The organism is Kurthia sp. Dielmo, from assembly GCF_000307285.2.
GTDB lineage: Bacteria > Bacillota > Bacilli > Bacillales_A > Planococcaceae > Kurthia > Kurthia populi.
The window spans coordinates 348375-369585 of sequence record NZ_HE578958.1 but is presented as its reverse complement, the minus strand read 5'-3'; the positions used below and the strand labels follow the sequence as shown (position 1 = coordinate 369585).

The 21211-nt window shown below is 40.1% G+C and carries 22 protein-coding genes; 5 read left to right on the top strand and 17 right to left on the bottom strand.

Annotation, left to right across the window (positions count from 1 at the left end; all coding sequences use genetic code 11):
* Positions 1-89: 89 nt before the first annotated feature.
* The 3 genes from KTHG_RS10470 to ahpC form a co-directional block, all read right to left on the bottom strand.
* Positions 90-647 (bottom strand): hypothetical protein, encoded by a 558-nt coding sequence (locus KTHG_RS10470; RefSeq protein WP_139993396.1) that lies wholly within the window; start codon positions 645-647, stop codon positions 90-92.
* A gap of 147 nt (positions 648-794) precedes the next feature.
* Positions 795-2354, bottom strand: a complete 1560-nt coding sequence (gene ahpF, locus KTHG_RS10465; protein WP_139993394.1) for an alkyl hydroperoxide reductase subunit F — start codon at positions 2352-2354, stop codon at positions 795-797.
* Between the two features lie 229 nt (positions 2355-2583).
* The gene (gene ahpC / locus KTHG_RS10460) at positions 2584-3147 is read right to left on the bottom strand and encodes an alkyl hydroperoxide reductase subunit C (RefSeq protein WP_126990022.1); all 564 of its coding nucleotides are present in this window, start codon (positions 3145-3147) and stop codon (positions 2584-2586) included.
* 526 nt (positions 3148-3673) lie between these two features.
* Between ahpC and KTHG_RS10455 the strand changes: the two genes are divergently transcribed.
* On the top strand, positions 3674-5410 hold the full coding sequence (locus KTHG_RS10455; protein ID WP_139993392.1) for an ABC transporter ATP-binding protein: 1737 nt from the start codon (positions 3674-3676) through the stop codon (positions 5408-5410).
* Positions 5411-5428: 18 nt separating this feature from the next.
* On the opposite strand, the gene KTHG_RS10450 is transcribed toward KTHG_RS10455, so the two are convergent.
* From KTHG_RS10450 to KTHG_RS10410, 9 genes are all read right to left on the bottom strand, one after another.
* Positions 5429-6628 (bottom strand): MFS transporter, encoded by a 1200-nt coding sequence (locus KTHG_RS10450; RefSeq protein ID WP_139993390.1) that lies wholly within the window; start codon positions 6626-6628, stop codon positions 5429-5431.
* Positions 6621-7856, bottom strand: coding sequence for a helix-turn-helix domain-containing protein (locus KTHG_RS10445; protein WP_139993388.1), 1236 nt, complete (start codon positions 7854-7856; stop codon positions 6621-6623). The genes KTHG_RS10450 and KTHG_RS10445 overlap by 8 nt, the downstream gene beginning before the upstream one ends.
* Before the next feature lie 133 nt (positions 7857-7989).
* On the bottom strand, positions 7990-8523 hold the full coding sequence (locus KTHG_RS10440; protein ID WP_139993385.1) for a PadR family transcriptional regulator: 534 nt from the start codon (positions 8521-8523) through the stop codon (positions 7990-7992).
* A 78-nt stretch (positions 8524-8601) separates the two neighbouring features.
* Positions 8602-9768: a YhgE/Pip domain-containing protein gene (locus KTHG_RS10435; protein ID WP_139993383.1), complete on the bottom strand. Its 1167-nt coding sequence runs from the start codon at positions 9766-9768 to the stop codon at positions 8602-8604.
* A 183-nt stretch (positions 9769-9951) separates the two neighbouring features.
* The gene (locus tag KTHG_RS10430; protein WP_139993381.1) at positions 9952-11037 is read right to left on the bottom strand and encodes a YkvI family membrane protein; all 1086 of its coding nucleotides are present in this window, start codon (positions 11035-11037) and stop codon (positions 9952-9954) included.
* Positions 11038-11109: 72 nt separating this feature from the next.
* Positions 11110-12240 carry an o-succinylbenzoate synthase gene (gene menC, locus KTHG_RS10425; RefSeq protein WP_139993379.1) on the bottom strand — a complete coding sequence of 377 codons (1131 nt, stop codon included), beginning with the start codon at positions 12238-12240 and terminating at the stop codon, positions 11110-11112.
* Positions 12241-12253: 13 nt separating this feature from the next.
* On the bottom strand, positions 12254-13072 hold the full coding sequence (locus tag KTHG_RS10420) for a GNAT family N-acetyltransferase (RefSeq protein WP_139993377.1): 819 nt from the start codon (positions 13070-13072) through the stop codon (positions 12254-12256).
* Positions 13069-14208, bottom strand: a complete 1140-nt coding sequence (locus tag KTHG_RS10415; RefSeq protein ID WP_139993375.1) for a M20 peptidase aminoacylase family protein — start codon at positions 14206-14208, stop codon at positions 13069-13071. Before KTHG_RS10415 ends, KTHG_RS10420 begins: the two co-directional genes overlap by 4 nt.
* Positions 14205-15062, bottom strand: a complete 858-nt coding sequence (locus tag KTHG_RS10410) for a MurR/RpiR family transcriptional regulator (RefSeq protein ID WP_139993373.1) — start codon at positions 15060-15062, stop codon at positions 14205-14207. Before KTHG_RS10410 ends, KTHG_RS10415 begins: the two co-directional genes overlap by 4 nt.
* A 237-nt stretch (positions 15063-15299) precedes the next feature.
* On the opposite strand from KTHG_RS10410, the gene KTHG_RS10405 reads away from it, so the two are divergent.
* Complete coding sequence (locus KTHG_RS10405) at positions 15300-15581, top strand: hypothetical protein (RefSeq protein WP_139993371.1); 282 nt, start codon at positions 15300-15302, stop codon at positions 15579-15581.
* Positions 15582-15768: 187 nt separating this feature from the next.
* On the opposite strand, the gene KTHG_RS10400 is transcribed toward KTHG_RS10405, so the two are convergent.
* The 3 genes from KTHG_RS10400 to KTHG_RS10390 form a co-directional block, all read right to left on the bottom strand.
* The gene (locus tag KTHG_RS10400) at positions 15769-16422 is read right to left on the bottom strand and encodes a PepSY domain-containing protein (protein ID WP_139993369.1); all 654 of its coding nucleotides are present in this window, start codon (positions 16420-16422) and stop codon (positions 15769-15771) included.
* An 80-nt stretch (positions 16423-16502) separates the two neighbouring features.
* Complete coding sequence (locus KTHG_RS10395) at positions 16503-17123, bottom strand: hypothetical protein (protein ID WP_139993367.1); 621 nt, start codon at positions 17121-17123, stop codon at positions 16503-16505.
* Positions 17124-17217: 94 nt separating this feature from the next.
* Complete coding sequence (locus KTHG_RS10390) at positions 17218-17745, bottom strand: hypothetical protein (protein ID WP_126990008.1); 528 nt, start codon at positions 17743-17745, stop codon at positions 17218-17220.
* Between the two features lie 87 nt (positions 17746-17832).
* Here KTHG_RS10390 and KTHG_RS10385 point away from each other — a divergent pair, with 87 nt between their 5' ends.
* Positions 17833-18477 (top strand): hypothetical protein, encoded by a 645-nt coding sequence (locus KTHG_RS10385; RefSeq protein WP_139993365.1) that lies wholly within the window; start codon positions 17833-17835, stop codon positions 18475-18477.
* A 60-nt stretch (positions 18478-18537) separates the two neighbouring features.
* Here KTHG_RS10385 and KTHG_RS10380 read toward each other — a convergent pair whose 3' ends face one another.
* Positions 18538-18987 (bottom strand): OsmC family protein, encoded by a 450-nt coding sequence (locus KTHG_RS10380; RefSeq protein ID WP_139993363.1) that lies wholly within the window; start codon positions 18985-18987, stop codon positions 18538-18540.
* A gap of 71 nt (positions 18988-19058) precedes the next feature.
* On the bottom strand, positions 19059-19946 hold the full coding sequence (locus KTHG_RS10375; protein ID WP_139993361.1) for a helix-turn-helix transcriptional regulator: 888 nt from the start codon (positions 19944-19946) through the stop codon (positions 19059-19061).
* Between the two features lie 101 nt (positions 19947-20047).
* Between KTHG_RS10375 and modA the strand changes: the two genes are divergently transcribed.
* Both modA and KTHG_RS10365 read left to right on the top strand, forming a co-directional pair.
* Positions 20048-20839 (top strand): molybdate ABC transporter substrate-binding protein, encoded by a 792-nt coding sequence (gene modA, locus KTHG_RS10370; protein ID WP_139993359.1) that lies wholly within the window; start codon positions 20048-20050, stop codon positions 20837-20839.
* A gap of 2 nt (positions 20840-20841) precedes the next feature.
* A partial coding sequence (locus KTHG_RS10365; RefSeq protein ID WP_139993616.1) for a molybdate ABC transporter permease subunit occupies positions 20842-21211 on the top strand: 370 nt, incomplete at its 3' end.

Genomic DNA, 21211 nt, shown 5'->3' with positions numbered 1-21211 from the left:
AATATGCCTATAAACAATAGCTTGAGGTGCTTGAAAAAAGCCCGCCTATTAACCACACAAAAACCGCGCCGTAAAGACGCGGTTTTTTATTATTTATAATCTACAATTTTAAAATCCGTTACGTATTTACCGTTTTCTAAATGCAGTGCTTGAATCAAGCCATGATTTTTTGCGAATAATAGTTTATCACCGTTTCCAAATTTCAGACGCATGACATTGGTATACGTTTTTGTGCCAATTTTTTTCGTGCCGCCAATATCTTGAACGGTTACTTTCCATTTGACTGTTTGACCTTCGATTGGATAACTTTGTGAATAGGTTTTACCTTCTGTTAATGGAAATTTAACAGGGACAAAAATATAGAAATGTGTATTCTTCTCCAGCATAAAGAGACGGTCTTCTGCGTAGTAATACGTATAGCCTTTTGTTGTATTACTAATTCGCTCACGCTTTGAATCACCATACTGATAGCGGAATGTATTTTTCATCGGTTTCATATAATGATCATATGTCGTATACGTCTTTTGTGTACTTGGTAAAAACATTACGCCATTTGTAATCGTCTCGCCAGCAGAGGCATGCATGCCAAAAGTCAATCCAGACGCCCCAATCGCGGTTACCAGCATTGCTTTTATACCTTTTTTCACAATTCTCACCTCATTTCAAAAGTAAGATGCCTTTGTTGTTCTTTACCCTGATTTCTAAGAATGAAGATAGGCCTTCAGTTTATTCCTTACGCCCTTTTTTCTCCATTAAAAAAGCACCCCTTCAAAAGAAGAAGTGCTCACTATTCCTTAAACTTCAACTAACTCTTTTACGTCTGAACGAATCATATAATCAAATGCGCCAAGTGCTGCTGTAGCACCAGAACCCATTGAAATCACGATTTGTTTATAGGCGGTATCTGTACAGTCACCTGCTGCAAAAACGCCTGGTAGGCTTGTTGCACCGTGTTTATCAATGATGATTTCATTATTTTGATTTAATTCAACAGAGCCTTGTAAAAACTCAGTGTTCGGTAATAAACCAATTTGGATGAAGACACCATCAAGTGTAATGATTTTTTCTTCACCTGTTACGACATCTTTATATGCTAATGCATTGACAGTACCTGCACCTTTAATTTCTTGTGTAAGCGCATTTGTTAAAATCGTAACATTCGGTAAGCTACGTAGACGATTTTGTAGCACGATATCTGCTTTTAATTCGCCGCTACGTTGTAGTAAATACACGTGGTTGACGATACCCGCTAAATCGATGGCTGCTTCAACGCCTGAGTTACCACCACCAACGACTGCAACATCTTTACCTTTAAATAATGGGCCATCACAGTGTGGACAGTAAGCAACGCCTTTATTTTTGAATTCTTGCTCACCCGGTACGCCTAATTGACGGTAGCGTGTACCAGTTGATAAGATAACTGTTTTTGATTTTAAAACAGCGCCATTTTCAAGTGTCACTTCAACTAAATCATTTTTCGCAATGTGTGTCGCGCGTTGGTTTTTCATAACATCGACTGGATATTCCGTCACATGCGCTTCAAGGCTCGCTACAAATGCAGGACCTTCTGTTGCTTTTGTACCGATAATGTTTTCGATTGATAATGTATCATTTACTTGACCACCGAAGCGCTCTGCAATAAGGCCGGTGCGAATGCCTTTACGTGCTGAATAAATCGCAGAAGCTGCACCAGCAGGGCCACCGCCGACTACTAATACATCATATGCTTCCTTGTCGTCAAAGCCTGTTGAATCTTGTGCAGCACCCAATTTATCTAGAATATCTTCTAGTGACATGCGACCACCTTCGAAGAATTCACCGTTTGTATATACAGCAGGTACAGCCATAATGTCTTTTTCTTTTACTTCATCTTGATACGCGCCACCCTCAACCATTGTATGCGTAATATTTGGATTTAAAACAGCCATAATATTTAATGCTTGTACAACGTCTGGGCAGTTGTGGCAAGTAAGGCTGACAAATGTTTCAAAGTTCAGAGGCGTTGTGATAGCTTCGATACGTTTAATTGTTGCATCATCTACTTTTGGTGCGCGACCTGATACTTGTAATAAAGCAAGCACTAATGAGTTGAATTCGTGACCTAATGGAAGACCGGCAAAAACAACGCCAGATGCTTCTTCACCTGCTTTATTAATGCTAAAGCTTGGTGTACGTGCAAGTGTTGCTTCTTTTACTGTAATACGTGGTGACATGCCTGCAAGTTCTGTTACTAACTCGCGCATATCTTGTGATGTTTTATCGTCTGCGGCACTTAGTGTGATTTCTAAGTCCCCTTCTAATAATGCCAATAATTGATTTAATTGTGCTTTAATGTTTGCATCTAGTAATGCCATAATTATTCATCGTCCTTTCAAATCATCCTGTTTGTGTGTCGTATAGGCATTCCAAACCGTACATTCTATACGTGACAGTCATTCTCGATTTACTCTCAAGAAAGTTCGAAATTCCACCTCTATTTTAGAAGACAGAGAGTATGTTCATTCATGTTAATAGCAGAAAAGAGCGCGGATTATCGCGCTCCTTCCTCTGTTGTGTTACGTTTCAATGTTCAAAACAAAGAAATTAGATTTTACCTACTAAGTCTAGGCTAGGAGTTAATGTTTCTGCTCCTTCTTTCCATTTAGCTGGGCAAACTTCACCTGGGTGGTTGCGCACGTAAGTCGCTGCTTTAATTTTGTCGATTAATTGAGAAGCGTTACGGCCGATACCATCGTTGTTGATTTCCATTGTTTGTACGATACCGTCTGGATCGATTAAGAAAGTTGCGCGTTGAGCAAGACCTGCTTCTTCGTCTAAAACGTCGAAGTTACGAGAAATCGTGTGAGTTGGGTCACCGATCATTGTGTATTGGATTTTAGAGATTGCTTCTGAATGGTCATGCCAAGCTTTGTGAGTGAAGTGAGTATCAGTTGAAACTGAGAATACTTCAGCACCTAAAGATTTTAATGTTTCGTATTCAGCTTGTAAATCTTCAAGTTCAGTTGGGCAAACGAACGTGAAATCAGCTGGGTAGAATGCTACGACAGCCCATTTACCTTTTAATGTTTCTTCTGTTACAGTTTTGAATTCACCGTTTTGGAATGCTTCTGCAGTGAATGGTAAGATTTGTTTGTTTACTAATGACATATCAAATATTCCTCCAATTAATCCGTATATATTTTCTTAATAACCATTTTTTAATTAGAATGATTATTGTTTACAATTAAATTATCATACGAAAAGGTTTTTCTGTCAACCCTTTTGCTCTTGTTTAATTGAAGCGTTCAAAATTATTGGTGTAGCGCTCTTTTATAAATGCTATATATTTTCATTTACTTTATATCTAGCTAAGAATAATTTTCTAGAATAATTCGAAATTTTCTCTAATAGGCAAAAAAATTGTATTTAATGTAATTACCTCACTTATTTCTCTTATAATTTTCTCAATTAGAAAAAATATCCTGACACAATAACGTCATTTTTTGGATTAAAAAGCTTATTTATTAAATAAAGCTGTTTGACAAATGAGAAACTAGGTTTACCATTTAATAATTTATATCGATTCACATAGCTGCTCATCTTTATATGTATTTTCTACCCGCTTTTTAGTTTGATATTTTAGATAATCACGTCCTATAATAACAGCACAATCTTCAGTAACGGAGGACATTAGATGGAAGTACAAAAACCGACCTTTAATATGAAGGACTTTTTAAAACTCATTAATAGTGTGAATCCTAAAAAAGGATTATTTTTATTAGGTATTATTCTTAGTTTAATGACGAGTGGTGCAAGCTTACTTGTTCCACAATTCACGAAAACACTTGTCGATACGAGTGAACTCTCGAAAATCGATTTAAATATGCTTGGCATCTTACTACTCGCCTTTGCCGCACAGCTTATTTTTGGCACGATTGGTGGCTTCCTGCTACGCTATATTGGCGAAAGCGCCGTAAAAACATTGCGTGAAAAATTATGGGATCATTTATTAAAATTACCGGTGAGCTATTTTGACCAGCATAAATCAGGGGAAAGTAGCTCGCGTCTTGTCAATGATACAGGGGTCATTAAGGAGCTTGTGACCTCTCACTTCCCTAGCTTTATTACCGGCGCGATTCAGCTCATTGGTTCGATGATTATTTTATTCTTTATGGACTGGAAAATGGCGTCGATTATGTTTCTAGCAGTACCAATTGTTGCACTTGTGCTCTTCCCAATCGGCAAAATTATGTCGAAAATCGGACGCCAGCTGCAAGGTGCTACAGCCGACTTCAATGCAGAAGCGACTGAAAAATTAGCGGAAATTCGTTTAATTAAAGCAAGTAACGGAGAACCCTTTGAACGCAAAAATGGGCGTACATTCATCGCGAAAATCTTTAAATTAGGGGTCAAGGATGCCAAAGTAGAAGCGGTGCTACAGCCAATTATGATGACGGTTATTTTAGGTCTATTCGTCGGTATTCTCGGCTATGGTGCGGTTCGTGTACAAGCGGGCACACTTACAAGTGGGTCACTTGTCGCGTTTTTACTCTATTTATTTAACATTTTAATGCCCGCCGCAACGTTTGCGATGTTCTTTGCGCAAGTACAAAAAGCAATGGGTGCAACTGAACGTATTGAACAAATTTTAGCGACATCTTTTGAGCCTGCAGGGAATGGCACAACAATTGATGTCGTCGGCCAAACGATTCAAGCACGCGATGTTTCCTTCTATTATAATGAAGACCACCCTGTGCTTAAAAATATTTCCTTTGATGCTTACCCAAACTCCGTCATTGCTTTTGCGGGGCCAAGTGGTGGCGGTAAAACGACTATTTTCGCATTACTTGAGCGATTTTATGAGCCAACAGGGGGCGTCTTTGCGATTAACGGTCAAAATATTCAACAACTTGATTTAACGGATTGGCGCGCACAAATTGGCTATGTATCACAGGATAGCGCGGTATTCGCCGGTAGTATTCGTGAGAATTTACAATATGGTCTTGGGCGTACACTCAGTGACGAGGAACTATGGCATGGCTTAGCACTTGCCTACGCAGATGCCTTCGTTTCAAACTTTCCACAAAAATTAGAAACGGAAATTGGGGAACGTGGTGTCAAATTATCTGGTGGTCAAAAACAACGGATTGCGATTGCACGAGCATTCCTACGCAATCCCAAAATTTTAATGCTTGACGAGGCCACTGCTAGCCTAGATTCGCAGTCTGAAGAAAAGGTACAGCGTGCACTCGATCAATTGATGGAAGGACGTACAACACTTGTGATTGCACATCGTCTATCAACAATTGTCGATGCCGACCAAATTTACTTCATTGAGCAAGGGGAAGTGACCGGTCATGGTACGCATCATGAATTACTAAAAACACATCCGCTGTATGCGTCTTATGTGAATGAGCAAATGGTGAATTAATCATAAAAGGAGAAATCGTTACGAAGCGATTTCTCCTTTTTGTATACGCTGAAAAAATGGCTTAGGAATTTTCCAAATAAACAAGCTAAGTATAAAAGCAATTAGCGCAAAGACGATTGCTACGGATGCCAGTGAATAGCGTTCAGCGAGCACCCCGAGTAAAAGTGTCAGTAGTACTTGTAATACAGCCTGCACAAATTGAATCACACTGCCAATGCGCCCCATTAGTGACGGCTCAATTGTTTGCTGATACCAAGTTGCATAGCCACTATTACTAAACGCCATGCAAAAGCCTAGTACAATTAAGCTAATGACTGCCAGCACATAATGGAATGAAGCGTAAAAGCAACCATAGCTCAGCAGTGTCAGGCTAAAGCCATACTGAATATACTTGCGCTGTGACCATTTTTTCGCAAAAGTCGCGGCGACCATGCCACCCAAAACAGCACCAATCCCAGCGAGACTCACGGTCAGGCCATATAATGCTTCTGATACATGTAAGTCACGCAGTAAAAATGTCATCTCCTGTGAATCAAGTGCAAAGGCGAGCATGAGTGCCACCGTATACAGCAGTAAAAACTGCTTTAGAAATGCCTGACCATTCAAATAACGTACAACGATGCGAAAATCTTCTTTGAGTGACCATTTTGTACGAAGTGCCTGCTGTTTTACCGCCGGGAGTTGTGCTAAAAGACATGCACAGACTAAAAAGCTTGCGGCATTCAGCCACATCGTCGTCGCAATCGAAGTGGTCGCGACCAATATGCCTCCAAGTGCTGGACCAATCATAAATGCACCTGAGCTACATGTTGCATTAACGGCATTAAAGCGTAGACGATGCTCTTCGCGCACAAGCGTCGTAATTAAATACGTACTACTTGGGCCAAAAAACGTCGCCGCAACATTTGTACAAGCAATGAGTAGATAAATCATCCATAACTCCGACGCAAATGGCATGAGGAAAATAAACAGTGCGCGGCTGACATCTACTAAAATAACGAGCTTTTTCTTATTCATGCGATCAATAAGTGACCCTGCTACGACATTACTAATCATTCGAATAACCGGGCCAACGATATAAATACCCGTAACTGCGGCTGGCGACTCTGTCAGACGCCACACAAACACATTTAAGGCAATCAAATAAAGCCAGTTGCCAATATTCGATACACCTAACCCAATTAAAAATGCCAAATAATAACGCGGCCATCTAGTCATGCACACGCAGCTCCTCACTCGTTTTATACGCTAGCTGATAATAATAGGCCATCTTTTTATACTGATGCCACTCACCATAAATCTCAGCTAATTTAGGTGCATAATGTAAAATGAGCTCCTTATGCTTTGCGGCGCAAATGGCTTTCATTGCTGGCTCTTCTTGTGCTTGGAATGTCGCTTGTGTAGCAGATGTTTGATGTAGTAGCGCAGCTAATAATGCCCATTGATGCTGATGATGCTCGGCTGTAAAGGCCTTATGTTCCTGCTGCTGAAGCTCTTTAGCTTTAGTAACATCCCCCGAAAAAACGAGGGTACGTAAATAGTTAATCATCGTGTGCACATCGTCCCATGCTTGTAGGGATTTTTGATAATAGTATGATGCCTCCTTATAACATTTTTGCTGTTCAAAACAAAACGCCATATTATTAAAAATGGATGCCCATTGCTTATTTGTCGCAATCGCTGGCACCGCTTCTAATAGCTCAACCCCTGCCGTATATTCTACCATCGCCTCATCAAAGCGATTGAGCGCAGCCAAAATAACGCCTTTCATCGAATACAATTTCAATTGAAATAATGGACGATACCGATGTGTAAATAACGCGATGGCCTTTTCTATATACTGTGCGGCTAACGAAAATTGATAATGGCGATGGGCCGCAAATGCCACGTGATACAAATAAATCGCCTGCTCATATGACTGCGTTCTAGAGAAATAGCGCTGCGCATTCTCCTGCTTTTCTGTCACTAAAATCGACTCATATGCCCCTGTGCTTAATTGGTAGTACGTCGTCACGCCAATATAGAGCGTTGTTAGACGATTTTTCGTGAATGCCGGCTGACCGATTGTTTTTAAAATGGCTTCCGCCTGCGTAAATTGCTGTTCCCGCGTTAAATACCGTGCATAAATTAACTGCTGCATCGTATGTAGCGCAGCGGTTGTTTTAGTCGTTAAAAGCGCTAGCTGTGCATCATTTAATGGCTTATCATCTACTAATGCTTGATAAACCGCCTCTAGTGCATGCACCATCTCATCATGCGCGTGTTGCACATCTTCATACACTTTTCCAAGTCGTTGAAACAGTAGCGCATACACCTCTTCTGTTGCGGTCACTAAATTATTTTCAATCCGGCTTAAATACGAAGTTGTACAAATGCCGACCGCTAAATCATCTTGCTTCATCCCTTGCTGTTTACGATACGTTCGAATTAATACGCCTTTATCCATGCCCTCACCTCTACTTTAGTTTACCAAATAATAGTAGGCTGATATTGTGTAAATATCGCTTTCAAAAGCGATTGAGTAGCCATTTATTTAAAAAATTACACAAAAAAACCGCTCCACACGAACGGTTTTTTTCTTACACTTCTTTTAATAGCTGAATAACTTTTTCATACGTCGTACGTTGCAGCGTCGTCGTTTGACTTACAAAGCCTTCAAACACATCGACAAATTGAAGAATCGGCTCTTCTACATCAATTTGTTCATAAACAGCCGCAAATTCTTTTTCATGCTGTTTCACTTTGTCAATTTTTTTCTCTAAAATCGTAATCACACGATCTTTATCAACATATTGCATCGCATTAATACTGACGACCATTTCAATTGGCGATTGTGCTTTTTCAATCATCTTATAAATCATGTCAGGTAACGCTTCTCGGCCCTTTTCGGTAATACCAAACACATGCTTATCTGGTCGATTATCTTCACGAATGATTTCAACTTCTTCGATTAGTTGTTGCTTCACTAATGAATCAAAATGATAATAAAGTTTACTTTCCGTTAGATTGCCCATTTGTGCAAATGGAATTGGCTCTGACAGTGCTTTTTTTAATTTATATGGATAATTATTGCCTTCCATTAACTTCGCCAAGATATAAATTTGAAGAGACATATCCCCACTCCTAAAATGTACTAAATAGTAAAAGGAAGCTTCCATCCGCTGATAGAAACTCCCTTTATCATATCAAAGTTACGCTGTAATTTCTTTAGTATCTTCTGCTAGCTTTTTTAAAGGCTTTTGACGGTGAAGGAATGTCACAATTAATAGATTAATGACAAGCGCGCCCGCACCAACTGCCGCAAGTCCCCAAATATGTGGAACTGGGTCTGTTGAACCAAAGAAAATTGCGAAATACGACTGTACGGAGTGATACATCGGTGTAATGTAGCTCATGACTTCAAATGGTGCGTACATCATATCACGTGGCATTGTAGCACCATTGGCAATTGTTTGTGCAAGTAATACCGGAATGTTTAAAATCATCCCCGCTTCACCTACTAAGAATGTAAACATCGCACAGAAGTTGAAGGCTACCATATAGAGAAGGATTTGCTGTAAAGCTACTTTCCAAATGGTAGCCGTATCCACATCTGCTACTAAATACGTAATAATTAATGCCGCAATTGTTCCAAGTACCGCAATAATAAACGCTGATAGTTGCACATAGCCGAATAAACGAATTTTTGGAGCTTCGCCAAGGAACATTTTAAATGATCCGACTAATTGCATCGCCGCAATCATAGCCCCTACATAACATGCCATCGTTAAGAACATTGGCAGCATATTGTTGTGCATACCATCTGGCACATCATTGACAACCACGTAGTTCCCTACATAGCTTTCTTCAATTTGTTTTGAAATTTCTTTCGCCTGATCCTCCGGAACATTCATACTCATTAATACCCCTTGTGCCGTTTGTTCGGAGAAGCTTGTGCTTAGCTGTGCGTTAATTTCCTTTACAACGGAGCTCATACTAGAAGCGACCATTGTAGCCGAGGCTTCATTTACAGTGAAGTCAATTTGCGCTGACTCACCTTTACTCGCATTTTTTGAAAAATCCTTTGGAATATGAATGACTAATGCATAATCATTATCTTCTAATGATTTTAATGCTTCTTTATTTGTTAAATCTGTATCAATTGTTTTAAACGGCAGACTTTCAATCAATTGGTCCTCGATTTGTTTTGCTGCCTTGCCTTTGTCGTCATTGACAAAGGCAATTTTCAATTCATCCATTTGTCCAGGTAGTGCCGTATATCCAAGTAAAAAGATACCGAGCATGGCTACCGCATAAAATACACCCATAAATACCGAGGATGTAACACCCCTCGATTTAAAAAACTTTTTAAAACTCACTTCTCGTCATTCCTCCATCATTCTCTCTACATACTTTCATTATAGTACTCAAATTAGAGTACTTTTAGTATTCTATAGAAAAATAATGAATGTGTAAAGAAAAAAGTGTAAGGAAGGCAAAAATCTATTTTTCATGCCATAAAAAAATGCGGAATCACATTTTGCTGTGATTCCGCATTTTTATTATTCTTCGACAATGGCAACGGGCTCTGGCTGTTTTGATTTTGCACCAGCATATTTAAACCACGCAATAACGATTGCGACAATTAAAATGAAGCCTAAGTAGCCCATTGTTGGGTACACCGTACTAACTAATTGAATAAATCCTACGAAGCTTACACCGAAAGCAACGGCGCCAACAATCCATACAAACCATTTAAAATGCTTACTCGTTGAAGGAACAATACGTGCAGAGAAGGCAAATAGCATGCCTACTGCTGTATTGTAAATCATACCAAGTAGCGCAATGGCCATTAACCAACCAAGTACAGGGTGCATGGTTTGTGCCAGCAATAGCATTGGCATATCTGCACCAGCAACAACATCCATTTTTGCTAACATGGCAATGCTAATTAATAAAATAAGTACGCCTAAGCCTAGACCGCCGAAAATTCCACCAAATTTTGCGATTTTCACGTTCTTTTGTGTACCACCCATTACCGCAAGCATCGAAGCACCTGCCGCTAAATTATACGATACATAAAGTGCTGCGCCGACAATCCAGTTTGGTGCCGATCCACTTTGACTCTGCGCAAGTGTGTTCATTTGTGCAGCGGATAAATCCGTTGTAAATACGGCATAGCCGGCAATAATTAGCACTAATAACAGTAAGAATGGTGTAATCGCACTAATAATTCCAATGATTTTATTAATATCAAATGTCAACGTTAAAATTGTAATGACTAGCATAAATAAACTACCATATACAGCTGGTACATTAAATTGATTTTCAAAAATCGAACCCGCTCCTGCTAGCATGACAACTGCTACACCAAATAGGAAGAATGTAATGATAAAATCGACAACAGCGCCGACATAGCGGCCGCAAATTTTATAAATTACTTCTTTATGGGATGTCGCATTTAAGCGGCTTCCTAGTGTCGTTAAATTCATTCCTAAAAAGGCAAATAGCACCGCCGCGACAACCCCGCCAATAATGCCCAACCAGCCAAAGCTCGTAAAGAACTGTAAAATCTCCTGACCCGATGCAAAGCCCGCGCCAACAATAACGCCAATAAACGCCCCTGCCATTTCAATACTCTTCTTCATTTGAAACACCTCTTTTTTTGAATATTTCGATAATTTATTACATAAAGAAAACCGGCTTCACCGGCTCTCTTATTATTGAACAGTGTTAAGGGTGCGTAAATTGTATACTTTTTTCTCTTCAGTGAACGTTTCCATTAATGAAATATTTGGTTCATAACCAATGCCTGATGCTGTCGGAACAGTAATATAACCATTTTCCACTGTCACAATTGGCTCTGTAATGTCTTTGTCCCAATAGCGGTCTGCGCTTGCTGTATCCCCTGGCATTGTGAAGTTTGATAAGGTTGTGATGGCAACATTATGCGCACGACCGATACCAGACTCTAGCATACCACCACACCACACATCAAGACCTTGCTCTTTACAGTAATCGTGGATTTTAATCGATTCAGTTAAACCACCAACGCGGCCAATTTTAATGTTAATAATTTTACAGCTACCTAACTCAACCGCTTTACGCGCATCCTCAAGTGAATGAATCGATTCATCTAAGCAAATCGGTGTTTTTAATACTTTTTGGATATGCGCATGGTCGATAATATCATCTGATGCAAGTGGTTGCTCAATCATCATTAAGTTAAAATCGTCCAGTTCTTTTAACATGTCGATGTCTTCTAAGCGGTAGCAAGAATTGGCATCTGCCATCAGTGGTAAGTCTGGATATTTTGCACGAATTGCACGAATCACCTCTACATCCCAGCCCGGCTTAATTTTCACTTTAATGCGTTTATAGCCTTCCGCTACGTAGGTATCAATAAACGACATTAATGTTTCAATATCTGGTTGAATGCCGATTGAAATACCGACCTCGATTTTTTCGCGGGTGCCCCCAAGTGCCTTCCAAAGCGGTTGATTTGTGCGTTTTGCATATAAATCCCAAATTGCTCCTTCAACCATTGCCTTTGCCATATTGTTTTTACGAATCGGCTCGAAGATATCATTAACCTCACTTGGATGCTCGATTTCTTTCCCTTCAAGTAATGGAATTAAGAAGTCCTCTAAAATAATCCAGTTCGTTTTATACGTTTCCTCGTTATACCAAGGTGCATCAAATGCGACCGATTCACCCCAGCCCGTGTTACCAAGCTCGTCTTTTACTTCTACTAATAAAAAGATTTTTTCTCTGAATGTCCCAAAGCTCGTTGTGAAAGGTCCTTTTAAGTTCATGCGTAATTTGCGTACAGTAATTTGTTCAATTCTCATCTTATTTGCCCCTTTATTGTGGTATTTTTAACGTATTTTTTTGAACGAGTAAATAATAGTAAACGGCTGCATCCGACGTTCTATGTAGCTCAATGGCCGCATAGCCTTGTGCAAAAGCTTCTTCAAATATCGCGCGTGTTTTGTAGCGCCAATCAAGTGCAAGCTCAAGATTTTCCGCTTTTAATTCCCCAATATTATTCGGTACAGGTACATAATAAGCCGGCTCCGAAAGGATTTGCGCGGTGTTAAAATGACCATCCAACACGGGTAAGCCTTCGTTATTGATATGCCATGTATCGAGTAATTGAGGATTCTTGTAAAAGATCCGGCTAAAATTATTAACATAATCACTAGCAATCCACCAATCGATTTGGAAACGATCTGATGGCAAGCCGTCATTTAACTCATCCGACATTTTGCCGTAGCAATCTCGAATATACGTGTTACAGACGCCATGTAGTTTACTTAAATTCAAGTATGCATTCCGTGTTTGAAGTGGATCATATGTCCATGTCATTAAGTCATAGCCTATTTTTAACGCCTCTTCTTTTTGCTTTAATTTAAGTTTTTCGCCGATACCACCCGAACGATAATCTGGTAAAATACCAAGCATATGGGAGCATAACGACGCTTTTTGATTATTAAAACCTGCAAACCCATAACTAAAGCCAATTAGATTTTGCTCATCATAGGCGCCAATGACGATGCCGCCATTTTTAATCGCGGTGGCAGTTTGATGTGTTGGAATCGGTGACATGCCCCACACCTTTGACTCTACTTCACTGACACACTCCATCTCTTCCATCGTTTTTAATGGTTTATAGGTAATCATTTTACAAGCACTTCCTTTTGAATCGCCGCAAAGGTATTTAGCACTGTACGCGTTAAAATTTCGACACCTTGCTGCAGTTGGTTCGTATTAAATGTCATATTCGGATGATGTAGTCCCGGCTGTAAATCACAGCCAAGTCCAAGCATTGTTGCTTTAATTTGCGGGCGTTTCAATGTATAAAAGTGAAAATCCTCGCCACCTGGTGTCACAACAGGTGGTGCTAGATTTTCGGCACCCACTGTTTCAATAATTGCCTGTTGCATAAAGCTTTTCGCTTCCTCTGATACTTCCGCCGCGGCAATATTAGCATCAATTTGATAATGAATTGTCGCATGATATTTATGCTCCACACCCTCAATAATCGTCTTCAGCTGCGCCATTGCTTCGTCAATGCCTTCATTCGTTTGACTGCGGAGGTCGATACTAAACGTCGCTTTACCGGGAATAACATTCGCTGCATCTCCGCCTGCGTGAAAGGACGTTAATTTAATTGAGGTCGGAATCATCGGATCAATATGAATCGTTCGTAAGCCAATCGCTAAATCCGTACCAATTTCAATCGCGTTTTTTCCAAGATGAGGTCGTGCGCCATGTGCCTCGACACCATGGATAACACCTGTAATGAGTCGCGCTGCACCATGATAAAGTGCTGGGCTATGTTGTCCATTTTTAAGTTCCTGAACTGGGCGCACATGCACACCATATAAATAATCGATTGTATCGACGATGCCTTTTTCAACAAATGCTAACGCACCGGCTCCTTTTTCTTCAGCTGGCTGAAATAATACGCGAATCGTGCCATGCTCTGGCTGATGCTTTGTTTGAAGCGCCTTTAACGCGCCCAGCGCCATCGTCATATGACCATCATGACCACATGAATGATTCGCCTGTAGCACACCATCTACCTCCTGCCAAAGCGCATCAATGTCTGTGCGAAGCCCCACCACAGGTGAGCCACTACCTATATCAACATAAAGTCCGGTCAAATCATTGAAGGTAATTGGTTCTAGTCCCATTCCCTTTATATAAGATGCAATATATTGCGTTGTGCCAAATTCATGCCAACTCTTCTCAGGGTTGGCGTGTAAATAATTAAAAATGTGTTGTAACTCGGATGATAACGGTTGTGTTGTCATGACTCATCATCTCCATCTAAAAATAAGTTGCTGCTATCAACGGCATCGTATGCAGATTGATAGCTTTCATAAGCTGCTGGATCTTCAGCAGTCATCCCAATTACAAGAGTATTCATAAATGATAAAATGCTCGGCATCATATCAATGGTTGATTTACGACTAGATGTGAATGGGAAAATGGTATTCACGTATCGACGAATCGGTGCAAGTGGTGAATCAGTAATACCGATAACATGTACGCCCTGTTTTTGAATGATTTTCGTCAAATCAATCGTTTGCTTATAGTAGCGGTGGAATGAAAAGACGAGTAGCACATCGCGCTCATCCATTTGACTAATAGTATGGATAACGTCCTGTGCTTCTGGTCGAAGGAGTGTGACTTGCTGACGCACAACATTGAGTGTAAAGGCGCTCCATTCAGCAGCAGCATAGGATGAACGTAAGCCTAAAATATAAATATGACGGGCTGCATGTAATTTCTTTGATGCTTGCTTGAAGTCCTGATCATTAATTTGATAAGCGAATTTTTGGAGGCGCTCCACATCTTGTAGCATAACAGCTGCTGAAAAATGCTCTTCTTCACGTAGTGCATTTGTTGCTAAATACGTGCCAAGTGTACTGCTCTCTTTTGCCACCAAGGTCTTTTGCACGCGCTTTTGTAAATCAGTATAGCCACTAAGTTCAAGCTGATAGCAAAAGCGAATAATCGTCGTTTCACTGACGCCGATCTGCTTGCCTACCTCGGAGGCTGCGTGCAGCGCAATCACATCCGGATGTTCTAAGACATAGTGCGCAACAACCTTTTGACTTTTCGTTAGCTTTTCATAATGCTGTTGAATTAAATCTTGAAACATTGGCAGCACCCCTTTATTTAAAGTTTTAACTTCTTTTTTTGTTATTTTGAAGTATGTACTTCATTTCGTATAAAAACTTTACCATTAATATATCGTGAATTCAATGATTTTTCTGAAAATTTCGTTCATTTCGACTATTTCGAGATTTTCCGTTTCAAAAAGAAGCATTTTTCAGCATAACTCTCACGAAACCATTTCCTTCCAGAAAACGTTCTATCTACAATAAGGGGTGTTACGATGAACAATACAAAGCGATGGCTCTATAGCTGTCTTACAATTATTTTTATCCAAATGATTGTTGTTCTTTTTTATCTCGTTGGTCTTTTAAGCCGCTTCCCTGACAGTATCGCGAGTATCGTCTGGCTCGTCGCCGGATTTCTTGGACTCATGGTAGGCTTTATAGTAGCACTGAAAAAAGGAATGTCTCGAGCGGTAGATTATTTGGCCTTTTCAATCATGATTGTCGGTGGCTTATTGATTATTTTTTATGTAATAGCCATGTTTATCACAAGTATGTAAGCATCGAAAAAAGAGGCTTTGACATACGTGAAAAAACAACCACTCCTAGGAACATAAGAAAAACCGGAATCGCGTGGTAGCGCGGTTCCGGTTTTTCGTTGTGAAGACTAAAAAAGGAAAATGACGTGTTTTGTCCCAGCCTCTTTTTTATTGTGAAGCTATAGAAATAAAGAATTTCGTCTCATTTTTAGTCTTTTTCTACATTTAGTTGATCACCCGTTTTCGCATCGAGTGTTACTTCTACTTCGTCTTTTGTATTTTCAAATTTCACTTGATATACGGCAGCCTTTTCATCATCATCATAATCAAGTGACCAGCTTGTTGCCGCTAAATCGCCCACTTCTGATACCTTACTTGCCTTATCAATTGCTTCTTCAGGTGTGATATACTCATCGCGCATTAGCTCCTGATAGTCATCACCCTTATCACGATTTTCTTCGTTCTTTTCAATAACATTATTATCTTCGCCAATTTCTACGCTATATTCTTTCTTATCATCAAAACCTTCAATATCATACGTAAATTGACGGTTACTTTCATCTAGTTCAATAGATGAAACTTTAGCACCTTTGTACGTTTCATCAAATGTAGCTAATGCCTCGTCTAGTGCTAATGGTGCATCCTTTACTGCACGTTTATCAACGACAGTAGATGAATTATCATCGTTGTTATCGTCATTATCATTGCTGTCATTATTTGAATTAGTTGAAGATGTATTCTCTTTATCGGGAGATTCTACCGCTGTATTATCACCATCTGAAGTCGATTTATCATCATTCCCACATGCTGCTAACGTTAGCGCTAATACACTCGCCGTACCAAGTAGTTGCCATTTTTTCATTTCCTATCGCATCCTCTCTTCCGTGTTAGTTATTCTCTACCCAGTTTTAGGACATATAAAAATGAAAAATCTGACACATTTTACACCTTTTCATAATCAATGGTTACTACCTGTCGTGCCATGGCAGCATATAAATCGGTATATGTATCAAAGATGCGTGGCTTATGGATTGGTACTTCAATGACATGAATCGGCACATCTAGACGCCTTAATTGGCGTAAATGTATAGCTGCAAGTCGCTTCATTTGTTTTTCAAATAATAATCCGCGCGTTGTTATCATATGCACAGACTTATGAAGCCTTTTAGCCAATGTCACGCAATAATCCGCACAAAGCTCCCCACTTGCCTGACCCGGACGCATAATTAGAACGATGCGGTCATACGGTGCCATCATGCGCATTATTAAATCTGCATAGGCGGCAATACGCTCCGTGCAGTGAGCCGCGTCAAATGAGCCAAACTGCCTCTCTGGCGCAGTGCAAAATAACATTTTTCCGCGTAAGCATTCGATATAATCTGGAATATTATCATACGGATGATGACATTGCTCCGTCTCCTCTAACGCTAATAATGCACGATAGTTTTGCGCCATATAGCTCGTTTTATGCAGTGAAATAAACTGCATATTCGGTAATTTCTGCGCTAAATGCTGCGCTACATGAAAGCCTGTATCACCAAGAAAAAAGTAACCAATTGCCATATTTCCAACCCCTAACGCCATTTTTTTCATTATAGCGCATCAAAATAAGGATAATTTTTACAGAAATTCAACAATTCTAATGAACTTGTCACAATTAATTCAATTTAAAATCCTTACGTGAATAATCTGTAAAATTCATATGATCCCATTCCTCTTGCTTTCCATTCAAGCGAAATTTTAACGTTTTTAGCTTCGGCATATTCGCAAAAAAGGTTTTGCCAATGGCTTCACGTGTTTGAGTTGCTCCTGTAGAGCCCTGGAATAACGATGTTTTCATAACGGATGCTTTAAAATTCAGCATGACTACTTTTTCATTTTTAGAGACACTATACGCTTTTACATATTGATTGTATTCTAAGTTTTTCAGTAAAAATTGTGTGAGTGAGCCATCGCGTTTATATACATAGGGCACTGACTCTCCTTTTGACACATGGTCATCTGTCTCTGAGAAATGATTGTACAGCACGACTGATTCTTCCTGAACTACATTTTTGGACGTCGCTGATTTAGACTGCGTTTCTGTCGTCGATTTAAGTGGTTGTGGCGCCGCATCCTCTGTCTGCTTATCGCCACAGGCAGCAAGTAATAGCGTCATCGCAAGTATAGTTGTGATTTTTTTCATAAAGCACCTCTTTTTCATATTTTTCCCATTATATCGTGAAAACGTTGCACCTGCTATAATAGATATGACAGAAACGGAAGTGTTTACATGATTTTAGAACAACGTGGGAGCACATGCGGCATTTATGCATTTTTAAATGGTGTCCATGCGCTACATCCTTTACATGCCCACACACAAGAAATTGATGAGGCCGTCATCACTCTTATTCGCGACACATGCTACGGCAAAAAAGGAGCAGCTGGTGAAACATTACTGGGGGAATTTTTCTCTTGTGAAGCACTCGCTAGTTTTTTAAATCAGCATAGTCGTGTGCTTAGTCATGCACTTGAATTTCCATTGTATGAAGCAAAAATCATACCGATTACAGCACTGGGTACATACGATGACGGCTTTTATATCGTGCCAGGCATTCGAAAGCGCAAGTGGTATGAGCGCGAACGCAATGCCTCACTGCACTGGATGACGGCTTTAATAGATGGTCGCGTGCTCAATAGCGCCTATGCAACGGAGCAGCATATGACGCTGGCTGAGCTAGAAGCGTTTAATGATGCACTTTTAAACCGCCGCTTCTCATGGCCATTATGGCGTCGTCAAAATAGCTATGATTTATCTGATGAAGCGGTATCAGTGCCGACATCACGTGAAATGCGACAGCTTGAGCACGACATTCCTCATTTTTCTCGCCAGCTAACATTTGAACGAGGTAGCGTATTATATGTGTCGAAGCACTAGCTTATTCGTTCATCAAAAAAGGAATCGTGCCAATGCACGACTCCTTTTTAGTCTCTTTTTTTAAACCATTTGTTCAATAACATAGCCTGCAAGTGACACATTTACAAGGTTTGCTAATGTATCGCCAATTGGGCAATGCGCCTCGATATATGCAATAAATGCTTGTACCTGTTCATCTGAAGCAGTCGTTTGAAGATGGAATGTATAGCGAATATCAGAGAAGCCTGGACGTACATCTGATTTCCCTAAAAAGCCATCCGTATCAAAATCCCCTTCTAATTCGACCCAAAAATCTTGTAAATCAATGTCAAATTTTTTCGCATATGTACGTGCTACAATCGAATGACAAGCACCAAAAGCGCCTAGTAATACTTCGACTGGATTGGGGCCCTCATCTGTGCCACCTAGACGTTCGGGCTCATCGATAATTAATTTGTGTGAGCGTGCAGATACTTCTACACGATAATTGTCTTGTAAATGGGCTTGTGCCTTCACCGTTGTTTTTGCCATGCTGTAACTCCCTTTCAAATACCTAGTATTATAGTAAGGATAGTTATATTTATAGTGTTTGTCAATATATTTTAAATCGTTTCAAAGACGATTGTCCCCATTTGTGAAACATCATAGCCACCAATTGCATGAATTTCTTGTTGAAACGCAGCATCATTTAAAATTTCCTGCACCGTCGAAATCAGTGCTTCATTGCCATCATTTTTCAGTAGCACAATATCATAGCTTTCCTCTATAATTGGCACAAAATCGACATCGACAAGACGCGCTGTTTTTTCGATGCCTAAGCCAACATCTGCCGCACCGCTTGCTACTGCTGATGCCACGCTAATATGGTCCTTCTCCTCTTGCTCATAGCCTGCCACCTGTGTCTGAGAAATGCCATGTGTGCGCAGTAGTTCATCAAGTAGCGTCCGAATACCCGAGCCCTTTTCACGATTAATCAGACGGACATCGCCTTGTAAATCGGCAATGCTCGTAATATGGAGCGGGTTGCCCTTTGCTACATAAAAGCCCGCCTTTCGTGTCAAAAGACGCAGTAAAATATAGCGGTGGCTAACGAATACTTTACGAATATATGGTAAATTATAAGCCGTCGTATCACCATCATACATATGCAGACTCGCAATATCGCTATTGCCTTGATACATTGCAAGCAAACCATTAAAGCTGCCCTCATGCGAACGCAACACCTTATAGCCAAGACGCGCTTCAATATGATTTCCTAAAATATCGAGCGCCATATCCTGTCCGCTAATGATAATGGTTTTTTGCTCCTGATTGCTGTTCATACGATGCTTGGCGATATATACATCTAAGTCCTCTGATGCTAATCGCATTTGACGCCCTACTTTGAACACTGGTAGCTCACCCTTTTTCACTAAATCATAAATTGTTAACTTGGATACTTTCAGTAATTGCGCTACTTCTTCGATTGTATACGATGTTTGATTTTGCATAAAAATCACCTTTTTTATATTTTTATTTTCTTTTTAATTATAACTAGTTATAATTAGTTATGTCTTGTTATAACTCATATACAGAAAGAGGCCTATAACAAATGAAAAAATCACGTATATTTATGACACCATTATTACTTGCAGGCGGCATTTTAGCTGGCTGTGGCCATAATGATGCAAAAACAACAGCAACTTCTACTGAACAAATCGAATTAACGGTTTCTGCAGCGGCAAGTCTACAAGATGCTTTAACAGACCTTGCAAAAACGTATGAGGATGCACATAAGAACGTTAAAATTACGTATAATTTTGGCGGCTCCGGCGCGCTCCAACAACAAATTTCACAAGGCGCACCTGTTGATGTATTCTTCTCTGCTGCCGAAGATAAATTTGACACCCTAGTCGATGAGGGTGACATTGATAAAAAAGACGGGACCGATCTTTTAGCGAATGAACTTGTACTCGTAACGCCAACTGCAAATGACAAAAAAATTGACTCATTTGAAGATTTACCAAAAGCAGATAAAGTCGCGCTCGGTACACCCGACTCAGTTCCTGCTGGTCAGTATGGTATTGAAACCCTTAAATCAATTGACGTTTGGACAAAAATCAAAGCAAACGTTGTCTATGCAAAAGATGTGCGTCAAGTATTAACGTATGCGGAGACGAGCAATGTTGATGCCGGAATCGTTTACAAAACTGATGCGCTTACAAGCGATAAAATAAAAATCGTCGCAACAGCGGACGAAAAATCACATACACCGATTATTTACCCTGTCGGCGTTTTAAAAAATAGCAAGCATTTTGACGAGGCCGATACATTTTATCGATTCCTACAATCAGATGACGCTATGAAAGTCTTTCAGGATTACGGATTTAAAGGAGCGAACTAATGATGCTAACCGATTTTTGGACGCCGATAAAACTATCCATTGAGATCTCACTCGTTGCGGGAACAATGGCGATTATTCTCGGCATTCTTATCGGTAAATTTATGGCAAAACGACGCTTTCGTGGAAAGCTCATTCTCGAAACGGTGATGCTCTTACCGCTTGTGCTCCCACCTACCGTTGTCGGCTTCTTACTCATTATGATTTTTGGTCGCAACAGCATTGTCGGCCAGGGCATTGAATGGTTTTTCGGACAACCGATTATGTTTACATGGTGGGCGGCGGTCCTTGCCTCGGCTATTGTCGCCTTTCCACTCATGTATCAAACTGTTAAGACGGGCTTTGAGGGCGTCGATGAAGATATTGAAAATGCAG

Excerpts from the sequence above, each read along its gene's own strand:
- menC (WP_139993379.1), bottom strand. The coding sequence starts at position 12,240 with ATGAGAATTGAACAAATTACTGTACGCAAATTACGCATGAACTTAAAA.
- KTHG_RS10410 (WP_139993373.1), bottom strand. The coding sequence starts at position 15,062 with ATGTTTCAAGATTTAATTCAACAGCATTATGAAAAGCTAACGAAAAGT.
- KTHG_RS10385 (WP_139993365.1), top strand. The coding sequence starts at position 17,833 with ATGATTTTAGAACAACGTGGGAGCACATGCGGCATTTATGCATTTTTA.
- ahpC (WP_126990022.1), bottom strand. The coding sequence starts at position 3,147 with ATGTCATTAGTAAACAAACAAATCTTACCATTCACTGCAGAAGCATTC.
- KTHG_RS10380 (WP_139993363.1), bottom strand. The coding sequence starts at position 18,987 with ATGGCAAAAACAACGGTGAAGGCACAAGCCCATTTACAAGACAATTAT.
- KTHG_RS10375 (WP_139993361.1), bottom strand. The coding sequence starts at position 19,946 with ATGCAAAATCAAACATCGTATACAATCGAAGAAGTAGCGCAATTACTG.
- KTHG_RS10390 (WP_126990008.1), bottom strand. The coding sequence starts at position 17,745 with ATGAAAAAAATCACAACTATACTTGCGATGACGCTATTACTTGCTGCC.
- KTHG_RS10445 (WP_139993388.1), bottom strand. The coding sequence starts at position 7,856 with ATGGATAAAGGCGTATTAATTCGAACGTATCGTAAACAGCAAGGGATG.
- KTHG_RS10430 (WP_139993381.1), bottom strand. The coding sequence starts at position 11,037 with ATGAAGAAGAGTATTGAAATGGCAGGGGCGTTTATTGGCGTTATTGTT.
- KTHG_RS10450 (WP_139993390.1), bottom strand. The coding sequence starts at position 6,628 with ATGACTAGATGGCCGCGTTATTATTTGGCATTTTTAATTGGGTTAGGT.
- KTHG_RS10405 (WP_139993371.1), top strand. The coding sequence starts at position 15,300 with ATGAACAATACAAAGCGATGGCTCTATAGCTGTCTTACAATTATTTTT.
- modA (WP_139993359.1), top strand. The coding sequence starts at position 20,048 with ATGAAAAAATCACGTATATTTATGACACCATTATTACTTGCAGGCGGC.
- KTHG_RS10455 (WP_139993392.1), top strand. The coding sequence starts at position 3,674 with ATGGAAGTACAAAAACCGACCTTTAATATGAAGGACTTTTTAAAACTC.
- KTHG_RS10415 (WP_139993375.1), bottom strand. The coding sequence starts at position 14,208 with ATGACAACACAACCGTTATCATCCGAGTTACAACACATTTTTAATTAT.
- KTHG_RS10395 (WP_139993367.1), bottom strand. The coding sequence starts at position 17,123 with ATGGCAATTGGTTACTTTTTTCTTGGTGATACAGGCTTTCATGTAGCG.
- ahpF (WP_139993394.1), bottom strand. The coding sequence starts at position 2,354 with ATGGCATTACTAGATGCAAACATTAAAGCACAATTAAATCAATTATTG.
- KTHG_RS10400 (WP_139993369.1), bottom strand. The coding sequence starts at position 16,422 with ATGAAAAAATGGCAACTACTTGGTACGGCGAGTGTATTAGCGCTAACG.
- KTHG_RS10440 (WP_139993385.1), bottom strand. The coding sequence starts at position 8,523 with ATGTCTCTTCAAATTTATATCTTGGCGAAGTTAATGGAAGGCAATAAT.
- KTHG_RS10420 (WP_139993377.1), bottom strand. The coding sequence starts at position 13,072 with ATGATTACCTATAAACCATTAAAAACGATGGAAGAGATGGAGTGTGTC.